This window comes from Rhizobium sp. CRRU65 (assembly GCF_048551595.1).
GTDB lineage: Bacteria > Pseudomonadota > Alphaproteobacteria > Rhizobiales > Rhizobiaceae > Rhizobium > Rhizobium leguminosarum_J.
Genome location: NZ_JBLYZH010000003.1, coordinates 1 through 14,582, shown reverse-complemented (window position 1 = coordinate 14,582; position 14,582 = coordinate 1). Strand labels below are relative to the sequence as shown.

The 14,582-nt window shown below is 61.5% G+C and carries 12 protein-coding genes; 7 read left to right on the top strand and 5 right to left on the bottom strand.

Features of this window, described 5'->3' with window-relative positions; all coding sequences use genetic code 11:
- The first annotated feature begins 46 nt into the window (after positions 1-46).
- From hslV to ACM5SV_RS06375, 6 genes are all read left to right on the top strand, one after another.
- A complete protein-coding gene (gene hslV / locus ACM5SV_RS06400) occupies positions 47-574 on the top strand; it encodes an ATP-dependent protease subunit HslV (RefSeq protein WP_012759582.1) in 528 nt (175 codons plus the stop codon).
- Positions 561-1,073 carry a GNAT family N-acetyltransferase gene (locus ACM5SV_RS06395; protein ID WP_012759583.1) on the top strand — a complete coding sequence of 171 codons (513 nt, stop codon included), beginning with the start codon at positions 561-563 and terminating at the stop codon, positions 1,071-1,073. Before hslV ends, ACM5SV_RS06395 begins: the two co-directional genes overlap by 14 nt.
- Positions 1,070-2,377: an ATP-dependent protease ATPase subunit HslU gene (gene hslU / locus ACM5SV_RS06390; RefSeq protein WP_017995611.1), complete on the top strand. Its 1,308-nt coding sequence runs from the start codon at positions 1,070-1,072 to the stop codon at positions 2,375-2,377. The genes ACM5SV_RS06395 and hslU overlap by 4 nt, the downstream gene beginning before the upstream one ends.
- 290 nt (positions 2,378-2,667) lie before the next feature.
- Positions 2,668-3,615 (top strand): DUF1402 family protein, encoded by a 948-nt coding sequence (locus ACM5SV_RS06385; protein WP_017995612.1) that lies wholly within the window; start codon positions 2,668-2,670, stop codon positions 3,613-3,615.
- A 48-nt stretch (positions 3,616-3,663) separates the two neighbouring features.
- The gene (locus ACM5SV_RS06380) at positions 3,664-5,076 is read left to right on the top strand and encodes a cytochrome P450 (RefSeq protein WP_017995613.1); all 1,413 of its coding nucleotides are present in this window, start codon (positions 3,664-3,666) and stop codon (positions 5,074-5,076) included.
- Between the two features lie 86 nt (positions 5,077-5,162).
- Positions 5,163-7,334, top strand: coding sequence for a malate synthase G (locus tag ACM5SV_RS06375; RefSeq protein ID WP_221992183.1), 2,172 nt, complete (start codon positions 5,163-5,165; stop codon positions 7,332-7,334).
- Between the two features lie 76 nt (positions 7,335-7,410).
- Here the strand turns inward: ACM5SV_RS06375 and ACM5SV_RS06370 are convergent, their stop codons facing one another.
- Complete coding sequence (locus tag ACM5SV_RS06370) at positions 7,411-8,094, bottom strand: L,D-transpeptidase (RefSeq protein WP_012759588.1); 684 nt, start codon at positions 8,092-8,094, stop codon at positions 7,411-7,413.
- Positions 8,095-8,273: 179 nt separating this feature from the next.
- On the opposite strand from ACM5SV_RS06370, the gene ACM5SV_RS06365 reads away from it, so the two are divergent.
- Complete coding sequence (locus ACM5SV_RS06365) at positions 8,274-8,768, top strand: MmcB family DNA repair protein (protein ID WP_012759589.1); 495 nt, start codon at positions 8,274-8,276, stop codon at positions 8,766-8,768.
- A 23-nt stretch (positions 8,769-8,791) separates the two neighbouring features.
- Here ACM5SV_RS06365 and ACM5SV_RS06360 read toward each other — a convergent pair whose 3' ends face one another.
- The 4 genes from ACM5SV_RS06360 to ACM5SV_RS06345 form a co-directional block, all read right to left on the bottom strand.
- A complete protein-coding gene (locus ACM5SV_RS06360; protein WP_419425165.1) occupies positions 8,792-9,370 on the bottom strand; it encodes an ActR/PrrA/RegA family redox response regulator transcription factor in 579 nt (192 codons plus the stop codon).
- A 67-nt stretch (positions 9,371-9,437) separates the two neighbouring features.
- Positions 9,438-10,766, bottom strand: coding sequence for an ActS/PrrB/RegB family redox-sensitive histidine kinase (locus ACM5SV_RS06355; RefSeq protein ID WP_012759591.1), 1,329 nt, complete (start codon positions 10,764-10,766; stop codon positions 9,438-9,440).
- Between the two features lie 23 nt (positions 10,767-10,789).
- Entirely contained in the window at positions 10,790-13,255 is a 2,466-nt protein-coding gene (gene hrpB, locus ACM5SV_RS06350; protein ID WP_012759592.1) for an ATP-dependent helicase HrpB, read from the bottom strand.
- Positions 13,252-14,199 (bottom strand): ornithine cyclodeaminase family protein, encoded by a 948-nt coding sequence (locus ACM5SV_RS06345; RefSeq protein ID WP_012759593.1) that lies wholly within the window; start codon positions 14,197-14,199, stop codon positions 13,252-13,254. Before ACM5SV_RS06345 ends, hrpB begins: the two co-directional genes overlap by 4 nt.
- Between the last annotated feature and the right edge of the window lie 383 nt (positions 14,200-14,582).

Sequence of the window (14,582 nt, the reverse complement as noted above, 5' to 3'; positions counted from 1 at the left end):
ATAGGGCTCAACAGGGCCGGCATGCGGCCCGGCAGACAGGTGTTTTATGACAACAATCATTACAGTTCGAAAAGGCGGCAAGGTGGTGATGGCGGGCGACGGCCAAGTGAGCCTCGGCCAGACCGTCATGAAGGGCAATGCCCGCAAGGTGCGCCGCATCGGCAAGGGCGAAGTCATCGCCGGTTTTGCCGGCGCCACCGCCGATGCCTTCACCTTGCTCGAAAGGCTCGAAAAGAAGCTGGAGCAATATCCTGGTCAGCTGATGCGCGCCGCCGTCGAGCTCGCCAAGGACTGGCGCACCGACAAATACCTGCGCAATCTCGAAGCCATGATGCTCGTCGCCGACAAGTCGATCACGCTGGCGATCACCGGCAATGGTGACGTTCTGGAGCCGGAGCATGGCACGACGGCGATCGGTTCCGGCGGCAATTTTGCCCTCGCGGCCGCCCTCGCACTCATGGATACCGACAAATCAGCCGAGGAGATCGCCCGCCGCGCCCTCGATATCGCCGCCGACATCTGCGTCTACACGAACCACAACGTCGTGGTGGAATCGCTGGATGCCGAAGGCTGAACCCTATGCCTTCCGGCCGCTTGCCGCGGTTGACCTGCCGCTCCTCGCCAAATGGCTGGAAAGCCGGCATGTCAGGCGCTGGTGGAGCGATCCGGCCAAGGCGCTGGCTTCGATGGAAAAGCATATCGATGCGGTCTCCGTCTCGTGTTTCATCGTCACGCTGAATGGAAAGGACTTCGCCTTTATCCAGGCGGCCGATCTCGACGACGAGGACGATGAAGCGCTCGCCGGTCAGCCGAAGGGCACCTACGGCATCGACCAGTTCATCGGCATCGAGGAACTCGCGGGCAAGGGTCATGGACCGGCCTTTGTGATAGGGTTCTGCGATATGCTCTTTGCAAAGGGCGCGCAGCGGATCCTGGTCGATCCGCATCCTGACAATGCATTCGCAATCAGAGCCTATACCAAGGCGGGCTTTCAAGGACTTGGCGAAACAACGACGAAATACGGCCGGGCGCTGTTGATGGCCCTGGACCGCCAGGAGAATGATACACAATGACCACTTTTTCCCCCCGCGAGATTGTTTCCGAGCTCGATCGCTACATCATCGGCCAGCATGATGCCAAGCGCGCCGTTGCGATTGCGCTGCGCAATCGCTGGCGCCGCCAGCAGCTCGATCCGAGCCTGCGCGACGAGGTCATGCCGAAGAACATCCTGATGATCGGCCCGACCGGCGTCGGCAAGACGGAAATCTCCCGCCGCCTGGCAAAACTCGCCGGTGCGCCCTTCATCAAGGTGGAAGCCACCAAATTCACCGAAGTCGGCTATGTCGGCCGCGATGTCGAGCAGATCATCCGTGACCTGGTCGAGGTCGGCATCGGCCTGGTGCGCGAGAAGAAGCGGGCCGAGGTGCAGGCCAAGGCGCATGTGAGCGCCGAGGAGCGTGTTCTCGATGCGCTGGTCGGCACCACGGCATCGCCTGCCACGCGCGAAAACTTCCGAAAGAAGCTCCGGGACGGCGAGCTCGACGACAAGGAAATCGATATCGAGGTCGCCGATGCCGGTTCCGGCATGGGTGGCTTCGAAATTCCCGGCATGCCGGGCGCCAATATCGGCGTGCTGAACCTGTCGGAAATGTTCGGCAAGGCGATGGGCGGCCGCACCAAGAAGGTCCGCACCACAGTCAAGGCCTCCTATGGCGACTTGATCCTCGACGAATCCGACAAGCTGATCGACAACGAAGTGATCCAGCGCGAAGCCGTTCGCTCCACCGAGAATGACGGTATCGTCTTCCTCGACGAAATCGACAAGATCGCCGCCCGCGACGGTGGCATGGGCGCCGGGGTTTCACGCGAAGGCGTCCAGCGCGACCTCTTGCCGCTCGTCGAAGGCACGACGGTTTCGACCAAATACGGGCCGGTCAAGACGGACCATATCCTGTTCATCGCCTCCGGCGCCTTCCATGTCTCCAAGCCCTCGGATCTTCTGCCGGAACTGCAGGGCCGCCTGCCGATCCGTGTCGAATTGCGTGCGCTGAACAAGGATGATTTCCGCCGGATTCTGACCGAGACGGAAGCGAGCCTCATCCGCCAGTATCGCGCTCTGATGGAGACGGAAAGCCTGAGCCTCGAATTCACCGACGACGCGATCGACGCGCTTGCCGATGTCGCCGTGCACTTGAACTCCTCCGTCGAAAACATCGGCGCACGCCGTCTGCAGACGGTCATGGAGCGAGTGCTCGACGAAATTTCCTACAACGCACCGGATCGGGGCGGGACGGCCGTAACGATCGATGCCGCCTATGTGCGCGAACATGTCGGAGATCTCGCGCAGAATACCGATCTCTCGCGCTTCATTCTGTGATATCGGCGCACCGCTTCATGTCTTTCCCGGCATGAATGACGGATTGTGACGAACGCGACTCTCGACAACGGGCCTTTTACTTTTTACTGCATAATTCTCTAAATCGGAATCGATTTAGGGATAAAATTATGCAGCACTTCAAAGTGCTACAGCGTCCTTTGCGCGTCTGAAAAGACGCGCGGCGCTGTAATGAAGGCCCGTTTTGTTTTCGCTCGGCTTTATTCGGCCAAGATTCTGGTCCAGGCAGCCGCATCACAAACAGGACGATGGAACGGACGGGATAACGGATCGTGCGACGCCTTTTAACAAGCCTTATGATTGCCGTCGCCCTGCTGAATTCGGCGCCTGCCTTCGCAATGCAGACGGTGCCGGCCGGCAATCGTCACGCCGAGCAGCCCGATATTCCGGGCGCTTCCATCAGGCGCACCAAGGGCACCAAGAGCAGCTTCGATCTGAAATACGAAAAGGTTCATGAGCTTCTGGCGACCGATCGCGAGCTGATGAGCAAGATCCGCAAGATCTCCAGCGCCTACGGCATCAATCCCATTCATGTCGTCGGCGCGATCGTCGGCGAACACACCTATAATGTCGACGCCTACGACCGGCTGCAGGCCTATTATGTCAAGGCTGCCTCCTACGCCGGAGAAAGCTTCCGCTTCGCCTATGACGGCGAAAACGTCGACGAATTCGTGGCGCGGCCGCAATTTGCCGAATGCAAGGGCAAGAGCGATTCCTACACGCTCTGGTCCTGCCGCGAAGATGTCTGGGAAACCGATTTCCGCGGCAAGACGGTGGGTGGTACGAGCTTTCCCAACAACCGCTTCAGCGCAGTCTTCTTCCAGCCCTTCTATGCCGGTCAAACCTTCGGCCTCGGCCAGGTCAATCCGCTGACGGCGCTGATGCTCTCCGATCTCGTGTCCCGAGTGTCCGGCTATCCGAAGCTGAACGAGAAGAATGCCGGCGCCGTCTACAAGGCCATCATGGATCCCGATATCTCGCTCGCCTTCGTCGCGGCCTCGATCCGCAGGTCGATCGACGATTACAAGGAGATCGCCGGCATGGATATCTCGGGCAATCCCGGCCTGACGGCAACGCTTTATAATGTGGGCAATTCGCGCCAGCGCGCCGCAGCCCTTGCTGCGAAGAACCGCGGCGCCGGTACGACCATCTGGCCGGAAGAGAATTATTACGGCTGGCTGATCAACGACAAGCTGGACGAACTTAAGGGCCTGCTCTAGCTTCAAGCTTGCCGGGAAGGCCTAGATCTTCCCCGAAAGGCTTTTACGATGGACATGCGTCCGGACCCCTTCGTCCCGCCAGCACCGCTGCCGCGTACCGTGCCGCCGAGCCGGCTGGAAATCATTCGCATCATCCTGCGCAATCCGCTCGAGCTATGGGGCGAGCCGTCCTATACGCTGCCCTGGATCCGCACCAATTTCTTCGGCCAAAGGACGCTGATCGTCAATGATCCCGGCCTGATCAAGCACGTGCTTGTTGATAATGCCAATAATTACCGCATGTCGGATGTGCGCCAGCTCGTCCTGCGTCCGATCCTCCGCGACGGCCTTCTGACCGCCGAAGGTCCCGTCTGGAAAAGATCGCGCAAGGCGGTGGCGCCTATTTTCACGCCCCGCCATGCCCAAGGCTTCGCCGGGCAGATGCTGCGCCAGTCCGAAGACTATGCCCGCAAATATGAGGGCTCCGGCGAGGCAGGCGCAATTTTCGATATCAGCACCGATATGACCGAGCTGACCTTCGCGATTCTGGCTGACACATTGTTCTCCGGCGAAATCGTCACATCGAGCGGCCATTTCGCCGACGACGTCAATGAACTCCTGCATCGCATGGGCCGCGTCGATCCGATGGATCTGATGCGCGCACCCTCCTGGGTTCCACGTGTGACACGCATCGGCGGTCAGAAAGTGCTGGAGAAGTTCCGAGCCATCGTGCGCAACACGATGGATATGCGGCTTGCAAAGATGAAGGCAGACCGCAGCAGCGCGCCCGAGGATTTCCTGACCCTGCTCCTGGAGCAGGCCGGCCCGGACGGGCTGACCAAGGAAGAGATCGAAGACAATATCCTGACCTTCATCGGCGCGGGACATGAGACCACAGCCCGGGCATTGGCCTGGACGCTGTATTGCGTATCGAACAGCCCGCATATCCGCGAGGCGATGGAAGAAGAAATCGACGCGGTGCTCGCCACTGGGGCCAAACCTGTGGAATGGCTGGATATGATGCCGCAGACGCGCGCCGCCTTCGAAGAGGCTTTACGCCTCTATCCGCCGGCGCCATCGATCAATCGCGCCGCTATATCGGATGATTCCTGGACAAGCCCCAAGGGCGAGCGGGTCGAGCTTGAGGCCGGTGTCACGGTGCTCGTCATGCCCTGGACGCTGCATCGCCACGAACTTCACTGGGACAGGCCGCGCGCCTATATGCCCGAACGCTTCCTGCCGGAAAATCGCGGCTCTATCGGCCGCTTTCAGTTCCTGCCTTTCGGCGCTGGCCCGCGTGTCTGCATCGGCGCAACCTTTGCACTTCAGGAGGCAGTGATCGCGCTTGCTGTCCTGATGCATCGTTATCGCTTCGATTCCACCGATCAGACCAACCCCTGGCCGGTGCAGAAGCTGACGACGCAGCCACAGAACGGATTGCCGATGCGCGTGACCCCGCGCATAATTTCCACGAAGGCATAAATCTTTCGAATTATTGCAGAATTGACTATGAATGAAAGCCGGGCAAAGTGGCAGCATTCAAAAGTCGTTGCCAGGGAGAATGTCGCATGAGCCGCGTTGATAAGAACGGTCTTGCCATCGAAACCGTCCTTCATGATTTCCTCGTCAAGGAGGTGCTGCCGGGCCTGGCGGTCGATGCGGACAAGTTCTTTGCCGATTTTTCGGCTGTAGTCCACGATCTCGCCCCGAAGAATCGTGCGCTGCTGGCAAAACGCGATGAGCTGCAAGTAAAGATCGACGACTGGTACCGCCGGCACGGCGCCCCGGCCGATATGGACGATTACCAGTCCTTCCTCCGCGACATCGGCTATCTCCTGCCGGAAGGATCGGACTTCCAGGTCTCGACCGAAAATGTCGATCCGGAGATCGCATCGATCGCCGGCCCGCAGCTCGTCGTTCCCGTCATGAATGCTCGCTATGCCCTGAATGCCGCCAATGCCCGCTGGGGTTCGCTCTATGATGCGCTCTACGGCACGGACGCCATTCCCGAGAGCGACGGCGCCGAAAAAGGCAAGGGCTACAATCCGAAACGCGGCGAGAAGGTCATCGCCTGGGTGCGCGATTTCCTCGATACATCAGCGCCGCTGCAGGACTGCCGGTGGAAGGACGTTGGCGGCTTCGCCGTCAGGGATGGAGCGCTCTCTGTCAGATCGATCGATGGCGAGCAGGCCATGCTGACGGATGGCAAGCATTTTGCCGGCTATCGCGGAGATCCCGCCGCCCCGACGCATATTCTCCTGAAGAACAACGGCATTCACATCGAAATCGTCATCGATGCGACGACGACGATCGGAAACGCCGATCCGGCCGATATTTCCGATGTCTGGCTGGAATCGGCAATTACGACGATCATGGACTGCGAGGATTCGATTGCCGCTGTCGATGCTGAGGACAAGGTCGTGGTCTATCGCAACTGGCTCGGTCTGATGAAGGGCGACCTGCAGGAAGAGGTGGCAAAAGGCGGAACGAGCTTCATCCGCAGGCTCAACCCGGATCTGCAATATGCCGGCCCGGATGGTGCCGCCTTCGAGGTGCACCGCCGCTCGCTGATGCTGGTGCGCAATGTCGGCCACCTCATGACCAACCCGGCGATCCTCGACCGCGACGGCAACGAAGTGCCTGAGGGCATCATGGATGCTGTTATCACCGGCCTGATCGCGCTTTACGATATTGGTCCCTCCGGCCGGCGGAAGAATTCCCGCACCGGCTCCATGTATGTGGTCAAACCGAAGATGCATGGGCCGGAAGAGGTGGCCTTCGCCGTCGAAATCTTCTCGGGGGTCGAAGATGCGCTTGGCCTGCCGCGCAATGCCATCAAGATGGGCATCATGGACGAGGAGCGCCGCACGACCGTCAACCTCAAGGAATGCATCCGTGCCGCCCGTGAGCGCGTCGTCTTCATCAATACCGGCTTCCTCGATCGCACCGGCGACGAGATCCACACGTCGATGGAAGCCGGCCCAATGATTCGTAAGGGCGACATGCGCCAGGCGGCGTGGATTTCCGCCTATGAAAACTGGAACGTCGACATCGGCCTCGAATGCGGCCTTGCCGGCCACGCCCAGATCGGCAAGGGCATGTGGGCGATGCCGGATCTGATGGCGGCGATGCTCGAACAGAAGATCACCCACCCGAAGGCCGGCGCCAACACCGCCTGGGTGCCGTCGCCGACGGCCGCAACCCTGCATGCCACCCATTACCACCGCGTCAATGTCGCCCGTGTCCAGCAGGGGCTGAAGGATCGCGCTCGCGCCAAGCTCTCCGACATTCTCTCCGTGCCGGTTGCGGTGCGGCCGAACTGGACGCCGGAGGAAATCCAGCGCGAACTCGACAACAATGCTCAAGGCATCCTCGGCTACGTCGTGCGCTGGGTTGATCAGGGCGTCGGCTGCTCGAAGGTGCCCGACATCAACAATGTCGGCCTGATGGAAGATCGCGCGACGCTGCGCATTTCGGCCCAGCATATGGCGAACTGGTTGCATCACAAGGTCGTCACCGAAGCTCAGATCGTCGAGACGATGAAACGCATGGCCGCCGTCGTCGACGGTCAGAATGCGTCGGATACCGCCTATCAGGCGATGGCCGACAATTTCGACGACTCGATCGCCTTCCAGGCTGCCCTCGATCTCGTCCTCAAGGGTAGGGAACAGCCGAACGGCTACACCGAGCCGGTGCTTCACCGCCGCCGCCGCGAGCTCAAGGCGAAACAGGCCGCGTGACGCTTGCCGGAGAATGCGAAAAGGCCGCCGGAACGACAGTCCGGCGGCCTTTTTTATACCGAATTCGGCAATTAGCTTATTGAATGACGACGACCTTGGACGTGCCCTTGCCGGGACGAACGCGGCTGTAGAGATCGATGACGTCCTGGTTCATCAGGCGAATGCAGCCCGAGGAAGCGGCGGTGCCGATGGAGGCCCATTCCGGCGTGCCGTGCAGGCGGAAGAGCGTGTCTTTACCGTCCTCGTTGAAGAGATACATGGCGCGCGCGCCGAGCGGATTGGTCAGCCCCGGACCCATGCCGTCCTCGACGTACTTGGCGAGATCAGGACGGCGGACGGCCATTTCCTTCGGCGGGTGCCAGTTCGGCCATTCCTGCTTCCAGGCGACGTAGGCGGTGCCGGCCCATGCGAAGCCCTGCTTGCCGACGCCGATGCCGTAGCGCATCGCCTTGCCGTTGGCCAGGATGTAATAGAGGAAGCGCTCGCGCGTGTTGACGATGATTGTACCGGGGCGCTCGGTGGTCTGGTAGCTGACGACCTGACGGCGGAACTGCGGCTTGACCCTGTCGATCGGGATCGCCGGCAGAGAGTATCCGGCATCCTTCGTCACGCCGTAGGCGTCATTGAAGATCTGTGCTGTCTGTACCGTCGGGCCTGCGCCCTTGTCGTCGACGGATGCGCTGTCTGATGTCGTAGAGCAACCGGCCAGAGCGAGCGTCGCCAGCAGGCCAAATACAGGGAATGCATTGCAGATGCGCATGGATGACTCTTGAAGTTTTGGGGCAAGGAGAACGGTCTTTCGACCATCGTTGATTATGGTTTATTTTCGATTAACTTGCGCTTTGCAAGGCTACTGCAGCGCGACAAATCCGTCTGCCGCGCAAATTAGAAGCGCATGGTTTTTTTGCAACAACACGCCAGCCCCTCTGATGGTTATCCATGACGATTTTGAGCGTTTACAATAACAATCCGTTAATCGATGGCCGGCAATCGGACAGGGCCATGATGGTGCGGCGTGGAACGCAGATATTGCTGCATGAAATGCGCCACGCCGTGCTGCCCGAACTGCCGCTGGCCAGCGGCCGCCGCGCCGATCTGATCACTCTTTCGGAAAAAGGCGAGGTCTGGATCATCGAAATCAAGACCTCGATCGAGGATTTCAGGGTGGATCGCAAATGGCCGGAATACAGGCTGCATTGCGACCGCCTGTTCTTTGCGACTCACCAGGATGTGCCGCTGGAGATCTTTCCCGAGGAATGCGGACTGTTCCTGTCGGATGGTTATGGCGCCCATATGATTCGCGAGGCGCCGGAACACCGCATGGCGCCGGCCACGCGCAAATCCGTCACGCTCAACTTCTCGCGTGCTGCCGCGCAAAGGCTGATGATGGCCGAATGGGCGAACGGAAAACCGTTCACTGTGGACGACGTCTAATTATAAGCGCGCGAGGTGCGCGTCTATTTCGGCGCGCGTTTGGCAAGGATACGCTGCAGCGTCCGCCGGTGCATATTGAGCCGGCGCGCCGTTTCGGAAACATTGCGCTCGCACATTTCATAGACTCGCTGGATGTGCTCCCAGCGCACCCGGTCGGCCGACATCGGATTTTCGGGAAGCTCAGCCTTTTCACCCGGCCGCTGTGTCAGCGCCGAAAACACATCGTCGGCATCCGCAGGTTTTGCAAGATAATCGACGGCGCCGAGCTTCACGGCCGTGACCGCCGTTGCGATATTGCCGTAGCCGGTCAGCACGATGATCCTGGTGTCGTCGCGCCGCTGGCGGATCGCCTCGATGATGTCGAGCCCATTGCCGTCGCCGAGCCGAAGGTCGACCACCGCATATTTCGGCGGCCTGCCTCTCGATTTCGCAACGCCCTCCGCTACTGATTCGGCCGTCTCCACTTGGAAGCCGCGCGTCTCCATCGCCCGTGCCAGGCGGCGCAGGAACGGCCCGTCGTCATCGACGATCAGCAGGCTGGCGTCGGGACCGATATGATCCTCGTCCGACGCGGTGAAATTGTCATGATTCTGTTCTGTCATCGTCTCGGCCCCGGCGGTTGAACGCCCGATCTGCGTCAACCGCTATATCCTGTTTATGCCGACAAAGTCATTTTGTCGAATTTGCGTCGATCAGCATGCGTGGCCATTCGATTCGGATGCGCGCGCCCGCACTTTCCGGATCGCGGTTCTCGAAAATCAGCGATGCGCCGGAGCGCTCCAGCAGCGTCTTGGCGATGAACAGCCCGAGCCCGAGGCCGCCGGCCGTATCCTCTTTCTGCCGCTTCGTCACATAGGGCTCGCCGATCCGCGTCAGAATGTCAGGCGCATAACCGTTGCCATCGTCCTCGATGACGATCAGGACTTTGTCGTGATCGTGCTCGACAGTCACGATCACTTTCTCCCGCGCATAATCGACGGCGTTTTCGATCAGGTTGCCGAGCCCGTACATGATGCCGGCATTGCGGTCGGTGACCGGCTCACCCTTGCGCGGGCTCTTTTCGATGAGCTCGAGAGCGATACCGAATTCTCGGTGCGGGGCGACGATCTCCTCGATCATCGACGAAAGCGGCAGCCGGCGCATATGTGCCTCGCCTTCGGAGGAAAGCGTCGTCAGCCGCCGCAGGATGTCGCGGCAGCGTTCGCTCTGGCTGCGCAACAGCATGACGTCCTCGCGGAAACGATCGTCATCCTTGAGTTCCCGCTCCATTTCCTTGGCGACGACGCTGATCGTCGCAAGCGGCGTACCGAGCTCATGGGCGGCCGCGGCCGCCAGCCCATCGAGTTGCGACAGATGTTTTTCCCGCTGCAGCACCAGTTCGGTCGCAGCCAGCGCATCGGCAAGCTGGCTCGCTTCCATCGAGACCCGATAGGCATAGAAGGCGGCGAATGCCATGGTCGAGGCGATCGAGCACCAGACACCGAACTGCATGACGTTGTGGACATTGATTTCGACCCCGTCGAACCAGGGCAGCGGGAAGGGCGAAAAGGCAAGCACCGTGATGCAGACCATCGCAAAGCCGATCAGCGCGGTGCTGTAGCGGATCGGCTGCGAGGCAAAGGAAATGATAACGGGCACGCAGACGAGCGCTGCGAAAGGATTGGCAAGGCCGCCGGTGATGAACAGCAGCGCGCAGAGCTGCAAAAGGTCGAAGCCGAGCAGGGCAAAGGCGGCTGGCGGTTCCAGCCGATGCGTCGGTGGATAGCGGATCGTCAGGTAAAAATTCACCCAGGCAAGGGCGGCGATCAGCGAAGAGCTGGCAATCAGCGGCAGGGGAAAGTTCAGCCAGAAGGCAACGATGAAAACCGTCAGCGCCTGTCCGCCGACGGCAAGCCAGCGCAGCCGCACCAATGTCTGCAGGCGCAGCCTGCGGCTGTTGTGCCGGTCCTCCAGTGTATAGCCTTCCGTGTTGTCGATCATGCCAGGCTTGTCGATCATGCCGAGGGCTCCTTGAACGGCCCTCATGTACCACGCGGTTTTGCCCGTGTCGTCGGCAACGCATCCTCCGGCCGCTCCGGCCAGGGATGCCGGGGATAGCGCCCGCGCATATCAGCACGCACATCCCTCCACGAGCCGGCCCAGAAGCCCGGCAGGTCGCGTGTCGTCTGGATCGGCCGGTGCGCCGGCGAGGTGAGCTCGAGCAGCAGCGGCAGGCGGCCACCGGCAATGGCAGGATGCTGCCTCAGTCCAAACAGCTCCTGTACGCGGATCGTCAGCACCGGCTCCTCGCCCTCATACTGGATCGGATGCCTTTGGCCGGTCGGCGCTTCGAAATGGGTTGGCGCAAGCCGGCTAAGGTCGCGTTGCAGCTCATGCGGCACCAGAGACATCAGCCCGTTCGAAAGCCCGGCTGCGGAAATCTCGGAAAGGCCGCGGGCCTCGGTCTGAAAGGGTGCGAACCACTCGTCCAACCGGGAAAGCAGGGCATCATCGCCGACATCGGGCCAGGGCTCGCCGATCGTCCGGTGAAGGAATCCAATCCGCTCGCGAAGCTGCATGGCCTCCTTCGAGAAGGCAAGCTGATCGAGCCCGAGTTCGCGTACCCCGTCCACCAGCGCCTGGGTGACTGCTGCCCCGGACGGGCGCGGCAAAGGCGTCTCTTCGAAGACAATCGCACCGAGCCGGGTTGCCCGCCGCGCCCGGATTTGCCGGCTCTGTCGGTCGAAGAATATTTGGTCGTCGGTTTTGATCTCACCGGGCAACTCGGCTTCGATGTCGCCGCGTGTCACCTCGGCTGCCGCCAGAACTCGCGCCCGCGCCGCCCGTCCGGTCAGGTCGGCAATCACCAGCATCTGGCTGCCGGCCAGCCTCTCGGTTTCGGGCAGCTCCGCTCCGCGCCCGTTCGCCATCACGAATCGGCCGCGCCCTCCGCGCTGAATCGCTATTCGATCCGGGAACGCATGCAGCAGCAACTGGCCGGCAAGCGCCGGCGCCGTTGAGGCAACGCTGTCGAGGCCGCTCGCCAGCCGTCCTGCCAGCCGCCTTGAAGCCTCCGCTCTCTCGCCCCGCTCGGCCTTGAAGCGTCGCAGCCGCTCCTCGATATCGATACTCGTTCCGCCAAGCCCCTGTTCGGTGAGAAGCACGGCGATCATCGCCGCATCGCGTGCGTGTCCCACTTCTCCCGCCGAGACGACCATGGCGGCAAGCCGCGGCGGCAAAGCGAGATCGCGCATCACCTTGCCACGCGCTGTCAGCGCTCCGTCCTTGTCGAGGGCGCCGAGCTGGCCGAGCAGAACCCGCGCCTCCCTCAGCGTCGTTTCCGGCGGTTGATCGACGAAGGCAAGCGATGCCGGGTCTTGAACGCCCCAATGTGCGAGGTCGAGCACCAGCCCCGAGAGATCGCTGGAAAGGATCTGCGGCGGGGTGAAGGCCGGCAGTGCCGCTGTCTGTCCCTGGTGCCACAGCCTGACGGCGATGCCCGGTTCCGTTCGTCCGGCACGGCCCGCCCGCTGATCGGCGGAAGCCCGCGACACGCGCACCGTCTCCAGCCGTGTGATGCCGGTCGACGCCTCGAACACCGGCAGACGCTGCAAGCCGCTGTCGATCACGATCCTGACGCCGTCGATGGTGATCGACGTTTCGGCGATCGATGTCGCAAGCACGATCTTGCGTGTCCCCTGGTATGCTGGCCGGATCGCCGCATCCTGCTCCTTCTGGCTGAGATTGCCGTAAAGGGGGGCAATCAGCGTCTCGGCTCCGAATCGCCCCTGCAAGCGTTCCACGGTCCGGGTGATTTCCGCCTGGCCGGGCAGGAAGGCGAGAATCGAGCCGGCCTCATTGGCATGGGCATCGAGTATCGCCCGTGTCACCGCATCCTCGATGCGTTCGCCGCCCGGCCGATCCTGGTAACGGATATCGATCGGAAAGCTGCGCCCCAGGCTTTCGATGACAGGTGGGTGGTCGAGCAGCGCGGCCACGCGTTCGACGTCGAGGGTCGCCGACATCACGAGGATACGCAGATCGTCGCGCAGTGCCGACTGGACGTCGAGCGCCAGAGCGAGTCCGAAGTCTGCGTCCAGTGAACGCTCATGGAATTCGTCGAAGATCACCACCGAGACACCGGTCAGTTCCGGATCGTCGAGGATCATCCGGGCAAAAACCCCTTCGGTCACCACCTCGATGCGTGTCGCGGCCGATATCCTGTTGTCGAGGCGCATGCGGTAACCGACCGTCCCGCCGACCTGTTCGCCGATGAGCGATGCCATCCGGCTTGCCGCTGCCCGCGCCGCCAGCCGACGTGGCTCCAGCAGGATGATCTTGCCATCGCCGCGCCAGGCCTGGCCAAGCAGGTAAAGCGGTACCAGCGTCGTCTTGCCGGCGCCGGGCGGGGCGGAAAGAACGGCGCGTTTTTGCTTTTCCAGCGCAGAGGCGACGGCCGGCAGGACATGTGAAACCGGAAGCTCCGGCAAGGATGCACTGATTGTCACTTTCGGCCCGTCACTGTCTCATAGGCAAGAATGGCGCCGGCGAGATCTTCCAACGCCGCACCCACCGACTTGAACAGCGTGATTTCTGCGTGATGGCTTCGGCCGCCATGGGCGCCGCTGACGAGTTCGGCAAGCTCAGCCTTGATGTCGCCTTGCTTCAGCACGCCGCTTTTCAGTGGCTGGACGATATCGCCTGCCTCGCTGATGGCGCCGGCGCGGGTATCGACATAGACCGAAGCACGACGGATGGCCTCGTCATCGCTTTCGCGCATGCTCGGCTTGAAGGCGCCAACGAGATCGAGATGGGCGCCGGGCTTCAGCCATTCGCCTGATATCAGTGGCTCGCTGGAAAGCGTGGCGCAGGAAATGATGTCCGCTGTCCGCGCTGCCGCTTCGACATCCGCGACCGCCTCGGCATTCAGGCCGAGCGCCCGGGCTTCGGCTGCGATCTTTTCCGCCGCTTGCCCGTTGCGCCCCCAGACCCGGTACCTCTTGATCGGCCGGGTCGTGCCGTGGGCAAGCATCAGGTTTAGCGACAGCCGCCCGGTTCCGCAGACGAGCAGGTCTTCCGCGTCGGGGCGGGCGAGATGACGGGCGGCCAGCGCCGATGCCGCGGCCGTCCGCCGCGCGGTCAACTCGCCGCCGTCGATTGCGGCAAGCATCTCGCCGGTAGCGCCGGAGGAAAGAAGATAGGTTCCGAAGATCGCCGGCAGGCCCCGGCGCACATTGCCTGGAAAGACCGAGACCGTCTTTACCCCAGCATAGCGTCCGGGAACCCAGGCCGGCATCAGGAGCAATGTGGCGCTCTCCTCATCCGGCACCTCCATCTCATGGTGATGACGCACCGGCATCACGCAGTCGCTCTGGAACATGCGGGCGATCGCCTCGATCAGGTTCGGCCAGGGCAAGGCCGCGCGCGTCTGTTCTTCATCGAGGACAAGCATTCTTCACTCCGCCGGATCTTTCTTCATCGCCAAACTAGCGAGTGAGGCGTGGCATAGGCAAGCACCCTGGAATTCCGCGTCAGGCGCCCCATATTACGCTCATCTGCCTCGCCGAAGCCTATCCTTCAGGATTCGGCAAAAACGAATCTCAAAAACCGTCCGATCGGGTGGTGGATTTGTTCGTTTTTGGAGTCAGGCGATAAAAGCCCTTCATTTTCAACCTGTTACAAAAATGTCAAAAAACTTTGGTTGGGTGTGTTGACTGTTCTCCTGGGTTAGTTCTATAAGCCCACTCACTGAACGAGGGCGGCGGCGCTGCTGGCGACGAAGTCTTTCGTTCTAGTGAAACTCAAGCGGATTGGCGATTGCTGGTTTGTGTTCTG